The following is a 21916-nucleotide window of genomic DNA, read 5'->3' as shown; positions in this document are numbered from 1 at the left end:
ATCCGGAGGAGATCACGGGCGGAGCCAGAGTCGGATCGAGGCGACGGTGACGGTGCCGTGGAAGGTGTAGCCGCGCTTGTCGAACCTCGTGGCCACGGCCCGGGAGTTCTTCAACGCGTTGATCGTCCACTCGACTTCGTTCCTTCGCTTGTAGATCGTCTTGTCGAAGCCTGCGGGTCGGCCGCCCTTGCTGCCCCTTCGTTGGCGGTTGGCCCGCTGGTTCTTCGGTTCGGGGATGGTGTGCTTGATCTGGCGTCGTCGCAGGTAGCGGCGGTTGCGGCGGGAGGAATACGCCTTGTCACCGCCGAGGTGGTGGCGCCGCGTGCGCGGGTGTCCGCCACCGAGGCGGCCAACACGGATGCGTTCCCCGACCGGAATGAGCTGCGGAGCGTCGCCCCACTGCCCCGGAGTGATCAGCAGGGCCAGGGGGCGGCGTCCACCCTCACCGACGAAGTGGATCTTGCAGGTCAGGCCGCCCCGGGAGCGTCCGATTCCCTCGTCGGGGCGATGCTGCCGGGGCGTGCGTCTTTTCCCGGCACTCGTGGCGGTTTCCTACGAGCCCCGGCGGCGTGCTGATGGGCCCGGCAGGAGGTCGAATCGACGCTGACCATCGACCAGTCGATCCGGCCCTCCGTGTCGGCGTCGGCCAGGACGGCCGCGAAGATCCCGTCCCAGGTGCCGTCCGCCGACCAACGTCTGTGCCGTTCGTACACGGTCTTCCACGGACCGAAACGCGCAGGTAGATCCCGCCGTGGCACCCCAGTGCGCAGTCGGTACAGATCCCGTTGATGACCCTGCGGTGGCTGGCTCAACGGCCGCCCCGCTTCCCGGATTTCGGCAGATGCGGCGCCGCGCAATCGGTCATGCGCGCCGGCTGCGCAGGCGTGATCGGTCGGCCGTTCAACGCGAACCCGAGCACGGGCGGGATCGGCCGCGCCCGGCAGAGTTCCTCGGACGGGCGCTGGCGATGCCGCCACGACGGATCCTACGAAGCGGGTTCTGCGGACATCCGGACCTGGACCGCACCGTCATGCACGAAACCCGCTCCCTGCTGAATGCCCGCCGCACGGGCACCTTCGACATCGCGCAGGACGGATCCCACTGCGAACCCGGCTTGAGCGACCGCACAAAGGCCCGCCTCCAACCAGGCCCGGGCCAGACGGAGCGAGCGCACCCCGGCAGACTGAGCCCATCACGAGCTCCTGGCGCCACCTCGCTCAGTTCACCCGGTGGGCCTGAGACGAAAGGCGGGGCCGGGGATGCTCTCGATGTCTTCCGGCTGTACGGCGTGGCCCCGGTCGCAGCGGACCTGGGCGTCGACGTGCGCGCCGCATCCACGGTGCCGGGGCAGCATGGCCGGGCCCTCCGGGTCGGCGCGGTAGCGGTCGCCCCACTGCACGAGCCCCATCACGGCCGGGACCAGATCCATGCCCTTGGGCGTGATCACGTACTTCGGCCGGCTCCGCGAGCCCGGCTCCTTGTAGGTCTCGGTGGCCAGGATCCCTTCCTCCACGAGCATCCGGAGTCGCGCCGCGAGGAGGTTGCGAGGACAGCCGAGGACGCGTTCGAACTCGTTGAAACGGGACGAGCCGTACCAGACCTCACGCAGGATCAGGATCGTCCACTTCTCGCCCACGACCGCCCGAGGACGCGGGTGGGAGTACGGAGCCGGGCGAGAGCGACGGCGGTGTTGGCGGGGCCGCCCCCGGGCAGGACCCGCAGGGCGAGTTCGCCCGCGCCGGATGTGGCGGGGTCGGTGAAAGCGTCGGCGACGCACTCACCGAGGACGGTGATGGTGCCGGGGGTCTCAAGTCGGGCCATGGTGGTCTGCCTTTCTGGGTAAACGCGCGCGGCTGCCGCGGCATGCGTGTGCTGGTTCGGACGATGCGGGGCGCCCGGCGCGTTCGTGCCGGGGAAGGGCGCCGGGCCGATGGCCTGATGTGTCCCCGCGCGGGTATTGACATGCGGCGCGAAACGGTCGTAACTTCCTCGCAACCTCCTACTAACGCGCGTTATTAAAGCGCGAAACCGAGGGCCTGGCGCGCCTCCGTCCACCAACGGGGATAAAAAACTTGCCAAGCGTCAGGCCCCTCGGACGGCCAAGAGCGACGTGGCACGTCATCGCGGATGCCTCGCAGGCCACCGTCCTCTTCGTCCTCGGAAAGGGACACGAACATGGACTACCGCCATCTGGGCGGCAGCGGCATGCTGGTCAGCGCCATCGCCTACGGCAACTGGGTCACCCACGGGTCGCAGGTGGACCAAGACGCGGCCACGGCATGTGTACGCGCTGCTCTCGATGCCGGGATCACCACCTTCGACACGGCCGACGCGTACGCGGAGACCCGGGCGGAGGAGGCACTGGGCGCCGCCCTGAAGGGCGTGCGCCGCGAGGGCGTGGAGATCTGCACGAAGGTGTACTTTCCGACCGGCCCGGGGAAGAACGACCGCGGCCTGTCGCGCAAGCACATCATGGAGTCGATCAACGGCTCGTTGCGCCGCCTCGGCACGGACTACGTGGATCTGTACCAGGCCCACCGCTACGACTACGCCACCCCGCTCGAGGAGACGATGGAGGCCCTCGCCGATGTCGTCCACGCGGGCAAGGCGCACTACATCGGTGTCTCGGAGTGGAAGCCGCAGGAGATCAGGGCCGCGGCGCAGCTGGCGCGGGAGCTGAGAATCCGCCTGGTGTCCAACCAGCCGCAGTACTCCCTGCTGTGGCGCGTGATCGAGCCCGAGATCGTCCCGGTCTGCCAGGAGCTGGGCATCGGGCAGATCGTGTGGTCCCCGCTCGCCCAAGGCGTGCTCACCGGCAAGTACAAGCCGGGAGCGCAACCGCCGTCCGGTTCCCGTGCCACCGACACCAACGGTGGCAACGACGCCGTGGCCGGATGGCTGCGCGACGAGGTCCTGGCCCGGGTCCAGGAACTGGCTTCTCTCGCTGCCGAGGCGGGCATGTCGCCGGCGACCCTGAGCCTGGCGTGGGTGCTGCGCAATCCGAATGTCTCCGCGGCGATCGTCGGAGCGTCCCGGCCCGAGCAGATCGCGGAGAACGCCAAGGCGGCGGACGTCACGCTGGACGACGAGCTGGTCGAGCGGGTCGACGAGATCCTCGATCCGGTCGTCGAGCGCGACCCCGAGCGTATCGACGTGTTCCCGAAGCGCCCTTGAGAGCCGTGCCATCGGCATCACGCCACCCGACGGGTAGCGCAGCGACGAGGCGTCTCATTGCCGACGCTGTTCGGTCCCGACGATGTATTGACATGCCGCATAAGACAGCCGTAACTTCCCCGCAACACCGAACTAACGCGCGTTACTAAAGCGCGAAACCGGAGGCCCGCCGAGCGCCTCCCTCGACCGAAGGGGACCAAAAGTGGCCACGAACGAGGCGCGCCGCGTGACCATGAGTGACGTGGCCCGCCATGCCGGTGTCTCGCGGACCACGGTCTCCTTCGTCCTCAACGACAAGCCCGGCGCCGTCATCCCCGACGAGACCCGTCGGCGGATCCTCGCGGCGATCGACGAGCTCGGCTACCGGCCCAACGCCGGGGCGCGGGCCCTGGCCGCGAAGCGCAGCGGCTGGTTCGGTCTGATCACCGAGATCGTGACCGGCCCCTTCGCCGCCGAAGTGATCACGGGGGCGCAGAAGCGCGCCTGGAGCGACCAGAGGTGCCTGCTGATCGCCGCGAGCGAGGGCGACCCCGCCCAGGAGGCCGCCGCGCTCGACCAGATGCTGGACCACCGCGTGGAAGGGCTGCTCTACGCCACGACCTGGCACCGGGCCGTCACCCTGCCGAAGGCCGCCCGCGAGGTGCCGACGGTGCTCGTCAACTGCTACGACGCCGAAGGGGAGCTGCCGTGCATCCTGCCCGACGAGGTGTCGGGCGGCTACCGGGCGACCCGCCGTCTCCTGGACGCCGGGCACACATGCATCGGGTTGATCAACCTCGACCCGGCGATCCCGGCCGCCATCGGCCGGCGCGAAGGGTACGAGCGTGCACTGCGCGAGGCCGGGATCACGCCCGACCCCACCCTCGTCATCCCCGGCTGGGCCACCGCCGACGGCGCCTACACCGCTGCCTGCGAGCTGCTGGACCGCCCGGCCGCCGACCGGCCGACCGCGTTGTTCTGCGGCAATGATCGGATGGCGATGGGCGCGTACGACGCGATCAAGGAACGCGGACTGCGCATCCCGCACGACGTGGCCGTGGTGGGGTTCGACAACCAGGAACTCATCGCCGCCTATCTGCGGCCCAAGCTGACGACGCTCGCCCTGCCTTTCGAAGCCATGGGCACCAAGGGCGTCGAGATGCTCACCGCTCTCGCAGCAGGGCAGCCGCTCGACACCCATCGGGTGACGATCGACTGCCCGCTGCTCGAACGCTCATCGGTCTGACCGCGAATCAGCCCGCTGAGTAGTCCCGTCCCGTCTTCGTCCTGTGTTGAAGAGAGAAGAGAGTCTTCATTATGGCAGCCTCCACATCCCCACGGCGGTTTCGGACCGCCCTGAGAGCGGTCACCGCGACCGCCGCCGCAGCCCTGGTCCTGTCCGCCTGCACGGGCGGCTCGGGTACTGCCGCCGCCGGTGACACCTCCGGCAACCAGCTGCTCACCATCCCGCGCGAGGACCTGGCGACCTTCACGCGCAACTTCAACCCGCTCTCCCCGCAGGCCGCCCCGATGACCCTGCAGGCGATCTACGAGCCGCTGGTCGTGCACAGCATGTCGGACGCCAAGGACACGCCGTGGCTCGCCACCAAGTGGACGCAGGCCAAGGACGCCCGCTCGATCACGTTCACGCTGCGCGACGGCGTCAAGTGGTCGGACGGCCAGCCGTTCACCGCCGACGACGTCGTCTACACCTTCCAGCTCCAGAAGAAAGTGCTGGGCGGCTTCGACTACCTCGACAAGGTCACCGCGGTCGACGCCCACACGGTCAAGTTCTCCTTCAACAAGCCCTTCTCACCCGCCTTCTACGAGATCGGCGGCCACTGGATCCTGCCGAAGCACATCTGGTCCAAGGTGAAGGACCCGGCGAAGTTCACCAACCCCAACCCGGTCGCCACCGGCCCCTACACCGAGGTGGAGAAGTTCCAGAGCCAGTCGTACCAGCTGCGTAAGAACCCCGACTACTGGCAGCCGGCCAAGCAGCGGATCGCCGGCATCCAGATGCTCGCCTTCTCCGGCAACGACAGCGCCAACCTCGCCTTCACCAGCGGTGAGGCCGACTGGGCGCAGACGTTCATCCCGGACATCGAGAAGTCCTTCGTCGCCAAGGACGAGAAGCACAACCACTACTGGTTCCCGGCCACCGGCGCCATGATCAACTGGCAGCTGAACACCACCAAGGCCCCCTTGAACGACGTGGCTGTGCGCAAGGCGCTCAGCATGGCCGTCGACCGCGACCAGATCACCAAGGTCGCGATGAACGGCTACGCCCAGCCCGCCGACTGCACGGGCCTGGCCCGCACGTACGACACGTGGCGCGACGCCTCTCTCGCGGCCTCCTGCACGTGGACGAAGTACAACACCGATGCCGCCGCCAGGGCCCTGGACGCCGCCGGCTACAAGGAGAGCGGCGGGAAGCGGCTGCTGAAGAACGGCAAGCCGTTCACGCTCGACATCTCCGTCGGCTCAGCCTCCTCCGACTGGATCTCGGTCGCCAACATCATCAAGCAGGACCTCGCGAAGGTCGGCATCACCGCCACGGTGAAGACGCCCGACTGGTCGGCCGTCTCTTCCTCGTACAACGACGGCACGTTCGACACCGGCATCGTGTGGTCCAACAACGGCGCCACCCCGTACGAGTACTACCGCGGCGTGATGTCGACGAAGATGCTCGTGCCGGTCGGCAAGCAGGCCACCGAGAACTACCACCGCTTCGGTGACAAGAAGGCCGACAAACTCATCGACGCCTTCGCCGCCGCCACCGACGAGAAGGCGCAGCACGAGCAGATCGACAGTCTGCAGGAGCTGTACAACCAGGACGCGCCCGTGGTGCCGCTGTTCACCGGCCCCGAGTGGGGCGAGTACACCGACGCCCGCTTCACCGGCTGGCCCACCGAACACGACCCGTACGCCACCCTCGGCAACCGCAACGGCAGCACGATCCTCGTGCTCACCTCGCTGAAGCCCGTCAAGGGCTGACGCCCGCGCGGACCGGCGGCCGTCCCCCTCCCCGGACGGCCGCCCCAGCCCCCGACCTCGCCGCCCCCACCGACAGGAGCACGAACCGTGCGTCTCATCCTGCGCAACCTGGGGTTCTATCTGCTCGCCTTCTGGGCCTCCATCACCCTGAACTTCGTTCTCCCGCGCTTCATGCCGGGCGACCCGGTCTCCCGGATGTTCGCGCAGGCCCAGGGAACGATGCAGCCCGACCAGATAGCCCAGCTGCGCAAACTCTTCGGCCTCGACAACCGCCCCCTGTGGGAGCAGTACGTCTCCTACGTCCAGGACGTCTTCACCGGCAACCTCGGCATCTCCATCACCCGCTTCCCGACCCCGGTCTCCGACGTGATCGGCTCCCAGATCGGCTGGACCCTGCTGCTCGGCGGCGTCTCGCTCGTCATCGCCGCCGTCCTCGGCAACCTGCTCGGCATCGTCGCCGCCTGGCGGCGCGGCGGCGTCCTCGACTCCGCCTTCCCGCCCCTGCTGATCTTCGTCGGCTCCTTCCCGTACTTCTGGCTGGCGATGGGCGCGCTGTATCTGTTCGGAGTGAGCCTGGGCTGGTTCCCGCTGCGGCACGCCTACGACGTCGGCCTGACCCCGGGCTTCAACGGCGAGTTCCTCGCCAACGTCGCCACCCACCTGGTGCTGCCGGCGCTGACCATCGTGCTGGTCTCCATCGGCGGCTGGATGCTCGGCATGCGCAACACCATGATCGCCACGGCGGCGGAGGACTACATCACGATGGCCGAGGCGAAGGGGCTCAGCCCCACACGGATCATGTTCCGCTACGCCGCCCGCAACGCGCTGCTGCCCTCCGTCACCAACTTCGGCATGGCGCTCGGCTTCGTCGTCGGCGGCGCGCTGCTCACCGAGGTCGTGTTCGCCTACCCCGGCATCGGCTACCAGCTGCTGATGGCCGTCCAGGGCCTGGACTACCCGCTGATGCAGGGCATCTTCCTCACGATCACGGCGGCGGTACTCCTCGCGAACTTCCTCGTCGACCTCCTCTACGTCCGCCTCGACCCGCGCGTCCGCGTCCGCTGAGGAGGTAGCCGACATGACCGCCATCGAGATCGCCACGGCCACCACCCCGACAACCCCGGCACGCACGGCTCGCCGGAGCGGGCTGCTGCGCCAACTCCTGAACAGCAAGAAGGCACTGACCGGGCTGGCCCTGCTCGCCCTCTTCGCGCTGCTCGCCCTGCTCGCTCCCGTCCTCACCCCCGGCGATCCGTCCCTGATCAACTCCACGGGCAGCCAGGCCCCCTCGGCCGCGCACTGGCTCGGCACGACCGCCAAGGGCCAGGATGTGCTCGCCCTCACCCTGTGGGGCGCGCGCAGCTCCCTGTTCGTCGGGTTCACCGTCGGGCTCGCGGCGACCGCGGTCGCCATCGTCGTCGGCCTGGCGTCCGCGTACTTCGGCCGCATCGTGGACGACGCGCTGACCCTGGTCACCAACCTCTTCCTGCTGCTGCCCGGGCTGCCGCTGCTCATCATCCTCGCCGCGTTCCTGCCCCCCGGGACCTCCACCGTGATCCTGGTGCTCGTCGTCACCGGCTGGGCCGGCTCGGCCCGGGTGCTGCGCGCGCAGGCCAAATCGATCCGCGGCAAGGACTTCGTGGCCGCCGCCGTCGTCACCGGCGAACGCCCGCTGCGGATCATGTTCCGGGAGATCCTGCCCAACATGGCGTCCGTGGTGATGACCACGCTGCTCGGCTGCGTGATCTTCGGCATCGGCGCCCAGGCCGGCCTGGAGTTCCTCGGCCTCGGCGACACCAGCATCGTCAGCTGGGGCACCAACCTGTACTGGGCGAGCAACGACGGCGCGCTCATGACCGGCACCTGGTGGGCCTTCGTGCCCTCCGGGCTCTGCATCGCGCTCGTCGCCTTCGCGCTCGCGCTGGTCAACTACGCGGTCGACGAGATCACCAACCCCCGGCTGCGCAGCAGCCGGGCCCGGCGTGAGAGGAGGGGCTGAGCCATGGAACCCGTACTCGAGGTGAGCGACCTGCGCGTCGAATACCGCGGCGACGGACGCACCGTCGTGGGCGCCGACGACGTCTCCTTCTCCATCGGAGCGGGGGAGATCTTCGGCCTCGCCGGTGAGTCCGGCTGCGGCAAGTCGACCATCGCCAACGCGGTGATGCGACTGCTCAAGCCCCCCGCACAGATCACCGCGGGCAGCATCCGCTTCCAGGGCCGCGACGTCCTCGCGCTGAACGAGCGGGAGCTGCGCGCCTTCCGCTGGCGGGAGATCGCCATGGTCTTCCAGTCGGCGATGAACTCGCTCAACCCCGTCCTCACCATCGGCGAGCAGATCGGCGACATCTTCACCACCCACGAGAAGCTGAAGAAGCGGGCCGCGCGAGAGCGGGCGGGCGAGCTGCTTCAGCTGGTGGGCATCGACCCGGGACGGCTCACGGCATACCCGCACCAGCTCTCCGGCGGCATGCGCCAGCGCGTGGTCATCGCCATGGCCGTGGCCCTGAAGCCCCGGTTGCTGATCATGGACGAGCCGACCACCGCGCTCGACGTGGTCGTGCAGCAGGAGATCATGGCGCAGATCCGCGACCTCCAGCGGGAGCTGGGCTTCTCCATCCTCTTCATCACCCACGACATGTCCCTGATGGTCGAGCTGTCGGACCGCATGGGCGTGATGTACGGCGGCCGGATCGTCGAGCTCGCCAGCGCCAAGGAGCTGTTCGCGAAGCCCCTCCACCCCTACACCGAGGCGCTGATGAACGCCTTCCCGCCGCTGACCGGCCCGCGCCGGGAACTGACCGGCCTCTTCGACGCCCCGCGCACCGCCGACAGTTGCGGCTTCCACCTGCGCTGCCCCGAGGACCGCTCGGACTGCTCGATGAACATCCCCGACCTGCGCGAGGTCGCGCCAGGCCGCTGGGTGGCCCGCAGTGCCGAAGGAGGCGCCCGATGACCGAACCCCTGCTGTCCGTACGCGGCCTGACCAAGGACTTCCAGGTCGGCACCGTCTTCTCCCGGCGCCGTGTCCGCGCCGTCAACGACGTCTCCTTCGACCTGCCCGCCGGCCGGATCACCGCCCTGGTCGGCGAGTCCGGCAGTGGCAAGTCCACCATCGCCCGCTGCCTCGCCCGCCTCGAACAGCCCACCTCCGGACAGGTGCTGCTCGACGGGGAAGACGTCCTGCGCACCGAGCGGCGCCGGGCGTCACGGGCGTACCGCCGCAAGGTCCAGATGGTGTTCCAGGACCCCTTCGGCTCGCTCAACCCCGTGCACCGCATCGAGCACTTCCTCACCCGAGCCGTCGTCCTGCACGGCCACCCTGCCACCCGCAAGGCGCTGCGCGAACTGATGACGACGGTCGGCCTGACCGAGGACATGCTGCAGTCCTACCCGCACGAGCTCTCCGGCGGCCAGCGCCAGCGCGTCGCCATCGCCCGTGCCCTGGCCGTCGAGCCCCGGCTGATCCTCGCCGACGAACCGACCTCCATGCTGGACGTCTCCGTGCGCGTCGGCGTGCTCAACCTGATGCGGCGCCTGCGCGACGAGCGGAACATCGCCATGCTCTACATCACGCACGACCTGGGCTCCGCCCGCTACCTCGCGGACACCACGATGGTGATGTTCGCCGGCGAACTCGTCGAGGGCGGCGACGCACTGGCCGTCATGGACGCCCCCGCCCACCCCTACACCCGGCTGCTGCTGTCCGCCGTACCCGACCCCGAACGGGCCGGGAGCTACGACCCCGTCGAGCGCGCCCGGCTGCGCGAAGCGATCCTCAACCCCACCTCCTGCCCGTACGACGACGGCACGTGCAGCCGCACCGAGCCCGTACGCCACATCATCGGCGAGGACCAGGGGCAGCCCCACTGGGTGCGCTGCCATCTGCGCGCACCCGCCTCCGACATCGCCCGCCGCGTGCTCAAGGCCACCGACAGTCCCACCGACGAGGCCACCGACGACACCGAGAAAGCGGAGACCACCGCCGCATGACCCACGACCTCACCCTCCCCTCCGGCCGTACTACAGCCGAGGGGCTGGCCGAGCGCGCCCTGCGCGACCCCCACCGCCCCCGCTTCCACTTCACCTCGCCCGGCGGCTGGCTCAACGACCCCAACGGCCTGACCCACTGGAGGGGCGTCTACCACCTCTTCTACCAATACAACCCGCTCGCCCCCGCCCACCACCGCATCCACTGGGGCCACGCCACCAGCACCGACCTCGTCCACTGGACCGACGAACCGGTCGCCCTCGTCCCCGGCACCGACGGCCCCGACCGCGACGGCTGCTGGTCCGGCGTCCTCGTCAACGACGGAGGAGTGCCCACGATCGTCTACTCCGGTCGGCACGGTGAGCATGAACTCCCTTGCGTGGCGAGGGGATCGGCAGACCTGAGGTACTGGTCCAAGGACCCGGCGAACCCGGTCATCACCGCCCCGCCCGACGGCGTCGACATCACCGCCTTCCGCGACCACTGCGTGTGGCGGGAAGGCCAGGTCTGGCGGCAGCTGATCGGCTCGGGAATCCGCGGCGTCGGAGGTACGGCCTTCCTGTACGAGTCGGACGACCTGCGCAGCTGGCGGTACGTCGGTCCCTTGCTGACCGGCGACGCCTCGCACAACCGGGGCCAGCTCGACTGGACCGGCACGATGTGGGAGTGCGTCGACCTGTTCGGGCTGGACGGGACGGACCTGCTGGTCTTCTCCACCTGGGACGAGGGCACTACGCACCACCCCCTGTACTGGACCGGCCGCTACGAGGGCGATACCTTCACCCCGGCCGCCGTCCACCGCCTCGACTACGGCGGACGCTACTTCTACGCCCCCCAGTCCACCCGCGACGAGCACGGCCGCCGCATCATGTTCGGCTGGCTCCAGGAGGGCCGCACGGACGAGGCGAACGCCGAGGCCGGCTGGTGCGGTGTGATGTCCCTGCCGAGGATCGTCACGCTCGGCGCGGACGGCCGGCTGGACCAGGCCCCGGTGCCGGAACTGCGCCTGCTGCGGGGGGAGCACCTACGGATTCCCGCCGGCCCGCTGGAGACCGCGTACACCCGGCTGCACACCGTACGCGGAGACCAGCTGGACATCGAGACGACCCTGTGCCTCGCCCCCGGAGCGACCGCCCGGCTCGTGGTCCGCGAGACACCGGACGGCGCCGAGCGCACGGTCGTGGAGGTGAGCAGGGCGCACGACGGATCGGGCGGCACGCTCCGTCTGCACCGCGAGAGCAGCAGCCTCGATCCGACGGTCGACACCGAACCCCGTCACGGTGAGCTGCCGTTGAACGCCGACGGCCGTGTGGACCTGCGCGTCCTCGTCGACCACTCCGCCCTGGAGATCTTCGCGAACGGGCGCCCCCTCACCGCCCGCGTCTACCCAACCCGGCCCGACGAGGCGGTCGGCGTCGGCATCGGTGCCGACGGCGCCGTGACCCTGGAGCGTTTCGACGCCTGGCAGATGGCGTCGGCCTTCACCGACGGACCCCGGCCGCTGTGGCCGTGACCGTCTTACATCCGGCCACGGCCCGCGGGGTGGACATCCCCCCGGGCCGTGGCCCACCCTCCCCTGCCTTTCCCCAGGAGCCGCCATGGGCGTGTTCCAGCTACTGGCCGGAACCGCTCGGCCTTGAGGCCCTCACCCGCACTGACTCGGGCCAGCCCCTCCCCTATCTGGCGCTGAGTCCGCACGCCTGCGAAGGAGCACCATGCCCAGAAAGACTCGTCCGAGCCACAGACTGCTCGCAGCACTCGCTGTCCTGTCCGGGCTCGGCCTGGTGGCCGCCTCTCCCGCCATGGCCGACACGCTCTACCAGGAGCAGTACAGGCCCCAGTTCCACTTCACCCCGGCCCAGAACTGGATGAACGACCCCAACGGCCTGATCTACTACAAGGGGCAGTACCACCTGTTCTTCCAGTACAACCCGGAAGGCAACACCTGGGGCAACATGTCCTGGGGCCACGCCGTCAGCACCGACCTGGTGCACTGGAAGCAGCTCCCGCTGGCCATCCCGCAGGACGACCAGGAGATGATCTTCTCCGGCAGCGTGGTGCTGGACAAGAACAACTCCACCGGCTTCGGCACCAAGGCCAACCCGCCGATGGTGGCCGTCTACACCAGCCAGCAGAAGGCCACCGGCAAGCAAGAGCAGGCCCTCGCCTACAGCACCGACGGCGGCACCACCTGGAAGAAGTACTCCGGCAACCCGGTCCTGGACATCGACTCGACCAACTTCCGTGATCCGAAGGTCTTCTGGTACGCCCCCACGCACAGCTGGCTGATGGCCGTCGCCCTCTCCGACCAGCGCAAGGTGTCCTTCTACTCCTCACCCGACCTCAAGAAGTGGACCCATCTCAGCGACTTCGGCCCCGCGGGCGCCACCGGCGGCGTGTGGGAGTGCCCCGACCTGTTCCCCCTGCCGGTCGACGGCAACCCGAAGAAGACCAAGTGGGTCCTGGTCGTCGGCACCCAGTCCATCGCCGGTGGCACCGGCACCCAGTACTTCACCGGCGACTTCGACGGCAAGAAGTTCACCTCCGACGACCCCGCCACCTACACCCCGCCCAGCGGCACCGTGCTGCAGGACTTCGACTCCGGCTCCTACGGCGACTGGACCGCGACCGGCGACGCGTTCGGCTCCGCTCCTGCCACCGGCACCCTGCCCAACCAGCAGACCGTATCCGGCTACCGGGGCAGCGGCCTGGTCAACAGCTTCAACGGCGGCGACGGCGCCACCGGCACCCTCACCTCACCGGACTTCACCGTCAGCCAGCGCTATTTGAACTTCCTGGTCGGCGGCGGCAACCACCCCCACGTCGACGGCGCCGGCGACGGAGCAGCACCTCCCGGACAGGTCTTCGCCGACTTCTCCGGCGACACCTACGGCGACGGCTGGACCGCCACCGGCTCCTTCGCGAACTCCGGGCCCACCACCGAGAGCCTCCCCGGCCAGCTCGGCCCCAAGACCCTCGACACCTACACCCCCGACGGCGACCCCGGCACCGGCACCATCAGCTCGCCCACGTTCACCATCACCAGCAAGTACATCGACCTGCAGACCGCCATGGGCTACCACCCGTACGACATGCCGAACCCGACCGCCGTCAACCTCATCGTGGACGGCAAGGCGGTCGCCACCGCCACCGGCTCCAACAGCGCCAATCTCAACTGGAACTCCTGGGACACCAGCGCCTACCTCGGCAAGCAGGCGCAGATCCAGGTGGTCGACCAGAACACCGGCGCCAGCGGCTGGGGCCACATCGCCGTCGGCGACATCGTCTTCTCCGACCAGCCCGCGGCGCCCCGCGACGACCAGACCGCCGTCAACCTCCTCGTCGACGGCAAGGTGGTCCGCACCGCCACCGGCTCCAACAGCGAAACGCTCGACTGGACCTCCTGGGACCTGAAGGACCTGATCGGCAAGAAGGTGCAGATCCAGATCGTCGACCACAACAAGGACGGCTGGGGCCACATCCTCGCCGACGACTTCACTCTTGCCGACACGTCCGCGCTCAGCACCCTGCAGCGCGCCCACTGGGTCGACTACGGCGAGGACTTCTACGCCGCCGGCACCTACAACGACGCCCCCGGCGGCCGACGCATCATGCTCGCCTGGATGAACAACTGGAATTACGGGCAGGTGATCCCCACCAGCCCATGGCGCAGCGCGGACACGTTTCCCCGCCAGCTGTCCCTGCGGACGGTGAACGGCAAGACCGAGCTGGTCCAGCAGCCGGTCGGCGAACTGAAATCCCTGCGCACCAGCGGCACCACCGCCCCGCCCACCACCGTCACCAACGGCACCAAGCCGCTCGGTGTCCACGGCAGCACCCTGGAACTCGAGGCCGAGCTCACCCCGGGCAGCGCCGACCGGTTCGGCCTCGACGTCCGCACCGGCTCCGGCCAGCGCACCCGCATCGGCTACGACACCGCGACCGGCGAGGTCTACGTGGACCGCACCGCCTCCGGCCTGGTCGACTTCGACCCGACCTTCCCCGGCGTCCAGCGGGCCCCGCTCGCCCTCGACGGAAAACCCCTCAGCCTGCACATCCTCGTCGACGCCTCCTCCGTCGAGGTGTACGCCCAGAACGCTGCCGGCCAGCAGGTCGTCCTCACCGACCAGATCTTCCCCGACCCCTCCAGCACCGGCGTCGACGTCTTCGCCGACAACGGCACCGCCGAACTCACCCGCCTGCAAGCGTGGCAACTGGCATCCATATGGAAGTGACCCATCTTTAGCTAAGGTCACACTGTGGTGATGGGGTCCACCGCCGCCAGGTCGGCAGCGCCACCTGGCGGCGCCGGGAAGACGCCCTCGGCGTGCCCAAAGGCCGTCGGAAGACAGCCCCCGTGGTCGTCTACCCCGAGACCATCGCGCTCGCCGAGCTATGTGGGCCTGGAGCAGCGCCGTCACCACCCCGGCGCCGACGCGCAGGACTGGCTTGAGCAGGTCGGCGAGGATCTCCAGGTTCCCGGAATCGCCATGGGGCTTGGGCCTCGACGCGAGGGTGTGCCGCTCGCCTACTGGCTTGCCCGCCACACCGCAGCAGCGCCCGGGCGCGGCACTTCCGCGGCTGGGATCGGGAAGGGCGGCGGCGCGAGAACTCGCTGGGCGGCTGCCCGACGGCCCTGCTGGAGACGTCGTCGTGGTCGGCACGGCGACCGTACGTCATGAGCTGCCCATGTCCCCCATCGTTCCCGCGCTGCCCCCGCACCGGGTCCAACTCGGCTTCGACTACATCCTGGCGGTGGAGATCGGAGACGACGCCCAGACCGCGCGGCTCGCACCCGAGGTGGAGCAGCTGCCGGGGCTGCTGCCGGGCATCGCGGAACTGATCGTCTCCCCCGTTACCGCGTTGTCCGACGACACCGACCCTTGCGCCGACTCCTCGTCCTGGACGAGGTCGGCGTCATCTACCTGATGGCGATCCGCGAGTGGGCCACGCACGCTCCCACGGCTGCCGCGCCGGGGATCGCCCGCACCATCGCGCACTTCGTCGGCCGAGCGGCGGCCGGCCTTCGCCCAGTCGACCGGCTGGCGGGGCGCGGCCGCGCCGGGTGCCGAGGCGCGCAGACGGCGGCGGGAGCGGGGGCGGGGGTGCTCACACGAGCCTTCCAATCGTCGCGGAAACGGTGACGGATTACCGGCCGCCGCGTGGTTGTCGCGGCGGCCGTAGCCAGTGAGCCGAAGCCCAGTAGTTGTCACCGGCGAAGCCGGATGAGTTGGCCAACAGGAGGAGGCGAGGCAGCCTCGTTGGCACCAACGAGGCATTCGGCTTGTCCCAGATGCTCATTCGGCAGCCATTCCGTCACCAGTACGGGAGATGGAGAGTCGTTGGATCTTGGGTGGGCTTGGAGCCACAGGGGCTTGGACGAACAGGCGGGGCGCTACGCCTGAAGCGTCCATACACCTTCGGTAGTCGGCTCGTGGTTGCCCCTTGCGTGATCAGCGACAAGCCTTCATTATCAGGATTCCTGATACTTTAAGTTTGTAGCGATGGGGGCTAGTCATGTCATTCAGGCCCAGAAGCCAGGCCAGAGGGGTTCAGCTGTTGCTCGGCCGAATGATGAGCCGCGTGCACAAGGATCTGCGCTTCACCGACGTCCCGAAGCGCACGGAATCCATCCGGGTGGAGACCGGCGCCGGACCGGTGACCTGCACCGTCTACCGCCCGTCGGCCGCCGCCGCAGCCCCTGCCCCCGTGTACGTCAACTTCCACGGCGGCGGGTTCGTGATCGCCCGCCCCCAGCAGGACGATCACATCTGCCGCTACATAGCCGCCACGGCCGGCTGCGTGGTGATCAACGTGGACTACGCCGTCGCCCCGCAGCGGCCGTACCCCGTACCCGTCACCCAGGCGTACGACGTCACCGCCTGGGTGGCTGAGAACGGCGCCGCCAACAACTGGGACGGTTCGCGACTCGCCGTGGGCGGACACAGCGCCGGGGCCAACCTGACCGCCGCAGTCTGCCGCATCGCTCGGGACCGCGGCACCTTCACGCCCCGCCTCCAGATCATCGACTCGGCACCGCTCGACCAGCTCGCCGACCCAGCCACCAAGCAGTCAGCCATCGCCAAGCCCCTGCTCACCCCTCAGCTCATGCGGGTCTTCACCGCCGCCTACGTCCCTGATCCCGCCGACCTCGCCCATCCGCTTGTGTCGCCCGGACTGGCCGACGACCTCGCCGGGCTGCCGCCCGCCCTGGTCATCACCGCGGAGAACGACCGCCTGCGCGACGAGGGGGATGCCTACGCCAAGGCCTTGGAGGCTGCTGGCGTTCCGGTCACCCACCGTTGCTTCCAGGATGTCGACCACTACTTCACCCACACCGGCCCGGTACCGGCCGGGAAGGAAGCCATCGATCTGATGGCCACCACCCTGCGCACGGCACTCACCGCCTGACTGCTGACAGGGGCCGACAGTCCTTGTGACAACACGCTGCCTTGGTGACACCTATCGTGCTTCGGCTCAGCCAGGTTTTATCGCAGCCGTTAATTCCGTGCAGCTAAAACGTCCCGGTGGAAGTTCATCCACTACCACCGCAGGGGTCCCGGCGGCATCGGCAACCACAGGCCGTGGCAGGGGAGGTGGTAGGCGTGCAGGAAACCGGCAGTCGGCCCACCTGGCCGGTCATCCTTATCGACGATGACCAGTGGCTCACCGTCTGCGAGTCCGACCGTGATATCCAACTGGCAGTCGAACCGGACTTCGTCGACAACATCGTGGTCGCCTACGACGGACTCGCACGCCAGCTCGAACTGCTGGAGGTGGGGAACCAGGTGACCCTCCGAGTCTCCGGCCCACCACAGCCCGAGCAACTCCACCGACGGGTCCAGGAGTACCGCACGGTTGAGGGGGAGATCGACCCGGCGATGGACCGGGCGATCACCTCACGAGCCAGTTCCGGGCACGACCAGCGCGACCGTCTCGGCGGGTAACTGGCAAACCGGCGCCTTGACCTCGGCGACCTGCAGCGGGGTGAACGAGGACGGCCTGCCCGAGCGCCTACGGTCGGACAGGGTGGGCAGGCCGCCGGCCGCGAACCGGCCCCGCCAGGTGCGCACCGTATACACATGCATCCGCGTCTGCACGGCTATCCGGGCATTGGGGCGCCCCCGGGCCGCCAACAGCACGATGGTTGCCCGCTGCCGGGCCTGATGTGGGGTCTTGTGGCCGTAGGCCATCTTCTTCAGACGGTGGCGCTCGGCGGCGGTCAGCACCACGGGCACGGCAGAACAGGCAGGCATCGCAGAAGGGCGACCGAATCTTCCAGAGCGGGTGCGCGGTGATGGGGCTCCCGCGCCTATGGCGGGCGCGGGCTCAGGTGGCGGGCGGGACTGTCGCGTGGCGCGTCTGCTGGATCAGGACGGTGGTGGCGCGTTCCAGAAGTTCGCAGAGTGCGGCGTGTTCGGAGGGCGTGAACGCGTCGGTGAGCGCGCGCTCAAGGATGATCACCTCCTGGTAGGCGCGGTCCAGCAGTGCCTGGCCCTCATCGGTGAGGGTGGCGATCTGCACCTTGGCGTGCACCGGGGACGTCTCGCGGCGGATGAGTTCCTTGGTCTCCATATTGGTCAGCACGCTGCTCATGCTCTGCTGCGTCACCCCGCAGGAGCGGGCCAGTTGGGCGCCGGACATGCCGCCTTCGCGCCAGAGGATCAACAGCACGGTGTACTGCGTCATGGTCAGCCCGTAGGTGCGCAGCACTGCCTCGTGGTGCGCCATCAGCGCCTGCTCTGACCGCCTGATCCGGGTGCAGAGGTCATCCTCGATCGGGGCTTCCATCGCACGCTCCCACTCGGTTGACAGGTTCATGGGTTGACTCAGGAACCTTATATACCTACCGTTCTCGACTGTAAGGATACTGAGTCAACACAAGGGGCTGTAATCATGAAGGCTGTCGTTCTCGACACCGATGACCACTACCAGGTCGCCGAACTCGATGAGCCCACCCCCGGCCCCGGCCAAGTGGCGATCCGCGTCGCCTACGCCGGGATCCAGTGGGGCGACACCATGGTCCGGGACGGCCACTTCCCCGTGCCGCGCCCCTTCGTCCCAGGCTTCGAGGCATCCGGGCACATCGCCGCAGTCGGCGCCGGCGTCGACGCAAGCCGTGTCGGTGAGCCCGTCACCGCGCTGACCACGGCAGGCGCCTACGCCGAGGCGGCCCTGGCACCCGCCGAGCTCACATTGAGCATCGGCGACATGCCGCTGCGGACGGCCGCAGGTCTCGGGTGGGGCGCACCGACCGCCTACGACCTGATCAACACCGCCACGCATGTGCGGCCCGGCGAAAGCGTGTTGATCCACGCAGCCGCCGGCGGGGTCGGCACGCTCGCCGCCCAGTTCGCCCGACTGGCCGGGGCCGACCGGATCGTCGGCGTGGTCGGCAATGACAGCAGAGCCGACTACGCCGCCCAGTTCGGCTATGACCAGCTCCTGCTGCGGGAGGAATTCCCGACCAAGCTCGGCGACGAGAAGTTCGACGTGATCCTCGACCCGGTCGGCGGCCTGACCCGCCACGCCAGCCTCGAGCAGCTCGCAGCGCACGGCCGACTGGTGGCATACGGCAACCTCAGCACGTACGAACCCGTCCTGGCCAACACCAACGACCTGCTCATGCACGGCAAATCACTCGTGACCTACAACAGCAACCTGCTCAGCCAGACCCACCCCGAGCGGCTCGTCGACAGTGCCCGCCGCGCACTCGGCCTCGTCGCCGACGGCCAGGTGCGCGTGGACATCACCGCCGAGTACGACCTGGCAGACCTGGCCATCGCCGTGCAGCGCCTCGCCGAGGGCGCAACCCATGGCAAGAGCATCCTCCGCGTCGCCTGACAACACCCAGAAGGCACCGACCATGAGGCGGCTCCCGCGACGAGCCCCGCCAGGACGGGAAGGGACCACCCCGGATACGGGAAGCGACCCCATATGCCCCCTCATCAGCACTGGGCAGCGGCCAGGGCCGCTACCCAGCCTGCCGCGCCCCACACAGCCACCCACACCAATCCCGTCAAGCCCCGAAGGACTTTCGGAGTTGACCACTAAGGATCGTGCCGACGCGTGATCCCGTGGGGTCACAGCGGGTCTCCGAGCGGCCCGTACTCCTCTTCCAGGACATTGGCCCAATGAGCGGGCCAGTCCGGTTGCGTGCCGTCGGCGTCGGTGAACCCGTACTCCTTGTATAGGCCCCAGGTGGCCAATGCCCGCCCGGTCTTGGTCATGATGTCGGGATCGGCGGCCAGCGCGGCGACCGCCCGTCCCAGATAGGCGGGGGATTCGGAGCGGGCGAAGTTCGGGTCTTTGGCCGCGCCGTCCCGCCAGTTGGCCTCGGTGACGCCGAAGCCCTCCAGCATGGCCTCCGAGCGCAGGAAGCCGGGCGTGATCGCCACGGCCGCGATGCCGTGCGCCTTCAGCTCGGCGGCCTGGCCGACGGCGAGACGGATCACCGCGGACTTGGCGAGGTCGTAGAAGAACGAGCCTCGATAGCGGGCGGTGTTGCCATCGGTGACCTCCACAACCAGACCGCTGCCGCGGGCGACCATCAGCGGAAGCGCGAACCGGCTGGTGATCACATGGGTCTCCACTGCCTGCCGTATCAGCCGAAGGCCAGTATCAAGGTCCTGCTCCCACAGCGGATGCTCCCAGTCGGTCAGCGGATCTCCACCCCATACGGAGTTGACCAGGATGTCGAGCTGCCCATCCTGTTCAGCCGCGATCCGGTCGACCAAGACACAGACCTCGTCCGGGCAGCTGTGGTCGGTGCGGACAGGGATGCCGAGGCCGCCAGCGGCGGTGACCTTCTCAGCGGTCTCCTCGATGGTTTCCGGGCGGTCCAGGTCGGAGCGTCCGGCAGTGCTGCTGCGGCCGGTGACGTACACCGTCGCGCCAGCGGCCCCGACTTCGACGGCAATGCCCCGCCCGCCGCCTCGGGTGCCGCCGGCGACCAGGGCCACCTTCCCGGCCAGCGGCCGTGCGTCGTTCGTCATGATTCCTCCAGGTCGTGGCCGTGGCGGGGCGGGAAGTGAGGGGACAACACCTTGTTGAGTTCTTGCCGGAGCCGCTGTACGAGGGTGCCTTGGCGGTCGAGGGCCCATACCAGGCCCGCACCGGAGGTGATCGCCTGCACGGACTTGGCCAGGGCGGCAATGTCCGTCCCAGTGCGGAGCTCGCCCGTGCGCAGGGCCTCTGTGAGCAGTGCCTCGATGGCTCGGCCCTGGGCCTGGTGGATGGTCAAGGCATGCTGGCGGAACTGCGGATCCGTGAGATCGATGCACAAGAACGCCAGATGGTTGGCGAAGGTCTCGGGCGTGGCCATCGAAGCCATCGGCTCCACGATCAGCGCCGCAAGCGCCTCAAGGGGCGATTCGTGCTCCTCCCGTACTCGCCCGGGCAGCGCTTGTGCGTTTTTCGCGGACTGCTCGGCGAGTGCCAGAAGCAGCCCGCGCTTGGACCCAAACCGCTGTACGAGCGTGCCGGGTACCAACCCCACCTCACGAGCCACGACAGCCAGAGTCAGCCCCACAGGACCCACCCGGCCGATCACCTCGGCCGCCGCACGCAAGATCACCGCATCCTCGACCCCTCGGGGGCGTCCCGCCACCACGGCTCCCATCCATTAATAAATGCCCGTTCATTCATTAAAGCGTTGCATCGGCTTCACGGCAAACCGGTATCAGTGGCGACCGACCCGGGGACGCCTGCCACCAGACCCGAGTGTCGGCAGCTCGCCATCGTTTGACGACAGGCCAGGAGTGCCGGCGGCAACAGGGGCGTAATCGGCCGCGGTACCCGGCAGATGACGCCGACGACGTCCCGGCCGCCACCCTAGGGGTCGATGGCGACAGCGATCTTCTGCGGCTCCACCTGGGTGGTGGTATCCCGCAGCATCCGCAGCAGTTCCTCGGACACGAGCACTCCTTCCGCAGGCCGCGGGTCTCCTTGGGCGAGGGCGTGCCACCGGAGGTGCTCGCGAAACGCCCGTCGCTCCGCGGTCAGCCCGCTCTACCTTCTTGATCGGGTTGGTCCCCCCATTCGTAGGGTGGGGACGCCCAGGGGCGACGGGTGTGGCTATCAGCCCGCTGCCGTCTCATGGCTCACGAGGCTTTGCCGCCCGGGACCCCACGACGACTCGGCCGCCGATTAGGAAATGCGAATGTGTCGCTGTGTAGAGCAATGCCGGCGAGGTCGTCCGTGGCACGCACAACACGAACAAACACGTCAGGAGCGCGATGAGCCGGATATCGGCGGGGATCGACAGTGGCAAGGGCCATCACCACGGCCTCGCACTGGACGCCGACGGCAAAACGCTGCTGTCGCGGCGGGTCGCCAACGACGAGCCCGAGCTGCTGAAGCTGATCGGTGACGTCCTGGACCTGGCCGACGGCTGCGAGGTCACCTGGGCCATCGACATGACCGGCGGGGAACCCGCGCTGCTGCTGGCCCTACTGCTCAACCACGGCCAAGAGGTCCTCTACATCCCCGGCCGCCTGGTCAACCGGGCCTCCGACGGCTACCGCGGCGACGGCAAGACCGACGCCCGCGACGCCTACGTCATCGCCGACCAGGCCAGGATGCGCCGCGACCTGCGCCCCATCCGCCCCGGCGACGAGACAGCCATCGAGCTCAAGCTGCTGACCGGACGCCGGTCTGACCTGGTCGAGGACCGCACCCACGTCGTCAACCGCCTGCGCGGCACCCTGCTGAACATCTTCCCCGCCCTCGAGCGGGCCCTGGACGTGACCAACATCGGCCCGCTCAAGCTGCTGA

Annotated in this window: 19 protein-coding genes and 2 pseudogenes; 14 read left to right on the top strand and 7 right to left on the bottom strand. The window is 68.9% G+C overall.

What is annotated here, in order from left to right; translation table 11 throughout:
* Positions 1-12: 12 nt before the first annotated feature.
* The 3 genes and pseudogenes from ACIRC0_RS37775 to ACIRC0_RS37765 all read right to left on the bottom strand — a co-directional run.
* Positions 13-865, bottom strand: a pseudogene (locus ACIRC0_RS37775) (IS5 family transposase).
* Between the two features lie 357 nt (positions 866-1222).
* Positions 1223-1636 carry a winged helix-turn-helix transcriptional regulator gene (locus ACIRC0_RS37770; protein WP_403626071.1) on the bottom strand — a complete coding sequence of 138 codons (414 nt, stop codon included), beginning with the start codon at positions 1634-1636 and terminating at the stop codon, positions 1223-1225.
* A 2-nt stretch (positions 1637-1638) separates the two neighbouring features.
* Positions 1639-1932: pseudogene (locus tag ACIRC0_RS37765) on the bottom strand (hypothetical protein); the annotation flags it as partial.
* A gap of 243 nt (positions 1933-2175) precedes the next feature.
* Here ACIRC0_RS37765 and ACIRC0_RS37760 point away from each other — a divergent pair.
* The 12 genes from ACIRC0_RS37760 (at position 2176) to ACIRC0_RS37705 (ending at position 17088) form a co-directional block, all read left to right on the top strand.
* Entirely contained in the window at positions 2176-3174 is a 999-nt protein-coding gene (locus tag ACIRC0_RS37760; RefSeq protein WP_403626069.1) for an aldo/keto reductase family protein, read from the top strand.
* A gap of 202 nt (positions 3175-3376) precedes the next feature.
* Positions 3377-4399: a LacI family DNA-binding transcriptional regulator gene (locus ACIRC0_RS37755; protein WP_403626066.1), complete on the top strand. Its 1023-nt coding sequence runs from the start codon at positions 3377-3379 to the stop codon at positions 4397-4399.
* 71 nt (positions 4400-4470) lie between these two features.
* On the top strand, positions 4471-6150 hold the full coding sequence (locus ACIRC0_RS37750; protein ID WP_403626063.1) for an ABC transporter substrate-binding protein: 1680 nt from the start codon (positions 4471-4473) through the stop codon (positions 6148-6150).
* Between the two features lie 87 nt (positions 6151-6237).
* The gene (locus tag ACIRC0_RS37745) at positions 6238-7215 is read left to right on the top strand and encodes an ABC transporter permease (protein ID WP_403626060.1); all 978 of its coding nucleotides are present in this window, start codon (positions 6238-6240) and stop codon (positions 7213-7215) included.
* A 13-nt stretch (positions 7216-7228) separates the two neighbouring features.
* Positions 7229-8149, top strand: a complete 921-nt coding sequence (locus tag ACIRC0_RS37740; protein ID WP_403626057.1) for an ABC transporter permease — start codon at positions 7229-7231, stop codon at positions 8147-8149.
* Between the two features lie 3 nt (positions 8150-8152).
* Entirely contained in the window at positions 8153-9106 is a 954-nt protein-coding gene (locus ACIRC0_RS37735; RefSeq protein WP_403626054.1) for an ABC transporter ATP-binding protein, read from the top strand.
* Complete coding sequence (locus tag ACIRC0_RS37730) at positions 9103-10143, top strand: ATP-binding cassette domain-containing protein (RefSeq protein WP_403626051.1); 1041 nt, start codon at positions 9103-9105, stop codon at positions 10141-10143. Before ACIRC0_RS37735 ends, ACIRC0_RS37730 begins: the two co-directional genes overlap by 4 nt.
* Positions 10140-11654: a glycoside hydrolase family 32 protein gene (locus tag ACIRC0_RS37725; RefSeq protein ID WP_403626048.1), complete on the top strand. Its 1515-nt coding sequence runs from the start codon at positions 10140-10142 to the stop codon at positions 11652-11654. The genes ACIRC0_RS37730 and ACIRC0_RS37725 overlap by 4 nt, the downstream gene beginning before the upstream one ends.
* Positions 11655-11856: 202 nt before the next feature.
* Positions 11857-14376, top strand: coding sequence for a GH32 C-terminal domain-containing protein (locus ACIRC0_RS37720; RefSeq protein WP_403626045.1), 2520 nt, complete (start codon positions 11857-11859; stop codon positions 14374-14376).
* A 454-nt stretch (positions 14377-14830) separates the two neighbouring features.
* Positions 14831-15070 (top strand): hypothetical protein, encoded by a 240-nt coding sequence (locus ACIRC0_RS37715; protein WP_403626042.1) that lies wholly within the window; start codon positions 14831-14833, stop codon positions 15068-15070.
* Positions 15071-15715: 645 nt separating this feature from the next.
* Positions 15716-16552 (top strand): alpha/beta hydrolase, encoded by an 837-nt coding sequence (locus ACIRC0_RS37710; protein ID WP_403626099.1) that lies wholly within the window; start codon positions 15716-15718, stop codon positions 16550-16552.
* 194 nt (positions 16553-16746) lie between these two features.
* Entirely contained in the window at positions 16747-17088 is a 342-nt protein-coding gene (locus ACIRC0_RS37705; protein WP_403626040.1) for a hypothetical protein, read from the top strand.
* On the opposite strand, the gene ACIRC0_RS37700 is transcribed toward ACIRC0_RS37705, so the two are convergent.
* The gene (locus ACIRC0_RS37700) at positions 17041-17397 is read right to left on the bottom strand and encodes a helix-turn-helix domain-containing protein (RefSeq protein WP_403626037.1); all 357 of its coding nucleotides are present in this window, start codon (positions 17395-17397) and stop codon (positions 17041-17043) included. The two genes, ACIRC0_RS37705 and ACIRC0_RS37700, sit on opposite strands and share 48 nt — an antisense overlap.
* Before the next feature lie 73 nt (positions 17398-17470).
* The gene (locus ACIRC0_RS37695; RefSeq protein WP_403626034.1) at positions 17471-17962 is read right to left on the bottom strand and encodes a MarR family winged helix-turn-helix transcriptional regulator; all 492 of its coding nucleotides are present in this window, start codon (positions 17960-17962) and stop codon (positions 17471-17473) included.
* Positions 17963-18037: 75 nt separating this feature from the next.
* Between ACIRC0_RS37695 and ACIRC0_RS37690 the strand changes: the two genes are divergently transcribed.
* A complete protein-coding gene (locus tag ACIRC0_RS37690) occupies positions 18038-18985 on the top strand; it encodes a zinc-binding alcohol dehydrogenase family protein (RefSeq protein WP_403626031.1) in 948 nt (315 codons plus the stop codon).
* Positions 18986-19224: 239 nt separating this feature from the next.
* Here the strand turns inward: ACIRC0_RS37690 and ACIRC0_RS37685 are convergent, their stop codons facing one another.
* Both ACIRC0_RS37685 and ACIRC0_RS37680 read right to left on the bottom strand, forming a co-directional pair.
* A complete protein-coding gene (locus ACIRC0_RS37685) occupies positions 19225-20136 on the bottom strand; it encodes an SDR family oxidoreductase (protein ID WP_403626028.1) in 912 nt (303 codons plus the stop codon).
* Positions 20133-20762 (bottom strand): TetR/AcrR family transcriptional regulator, encoded by a 630-nt coding sequence (locus ACIRC0_RS37680; protein WP_403626025.1) that lies wholly within the window; start codon positions 20760-20762, stop codon positions 20133-20135. The genes ACIRC0_RS37685 and ACIRC0_RS37680 overlap by 4 nt, the downstream gene beginning before the upstream one ends.
* 616 nt (positions 20763-21378) lie before the next feature.
* Between ACIRC0_RS37680 and ACIRC0_RS37675 the strand changes: the two genes are divergently transcribed.
* A partial coding sequence (locus ACIRC0_RS37675) for an IS110 family transposase (RefSeq protein ID WP_403626022.1) occupies positions 21379-21916 on the top strand: 538 nt, incomplete at its 3' end.

The organism is Streptomyces sp. NPDC093984 (assembly GCF_044764595.1).
Classification (GTDB): domain Bacteria; phylum Actinomycetota; class Actinomycetes; order Streptomycetales; family Streptomycetaceae; genus Streptomyces; species Streptomyces cynarae.
The sequence above is the reverse complement of the archived record's forward strand: the minus strand, read 5'-3'. Positions and strand labels throughout refer to the sequence as shown.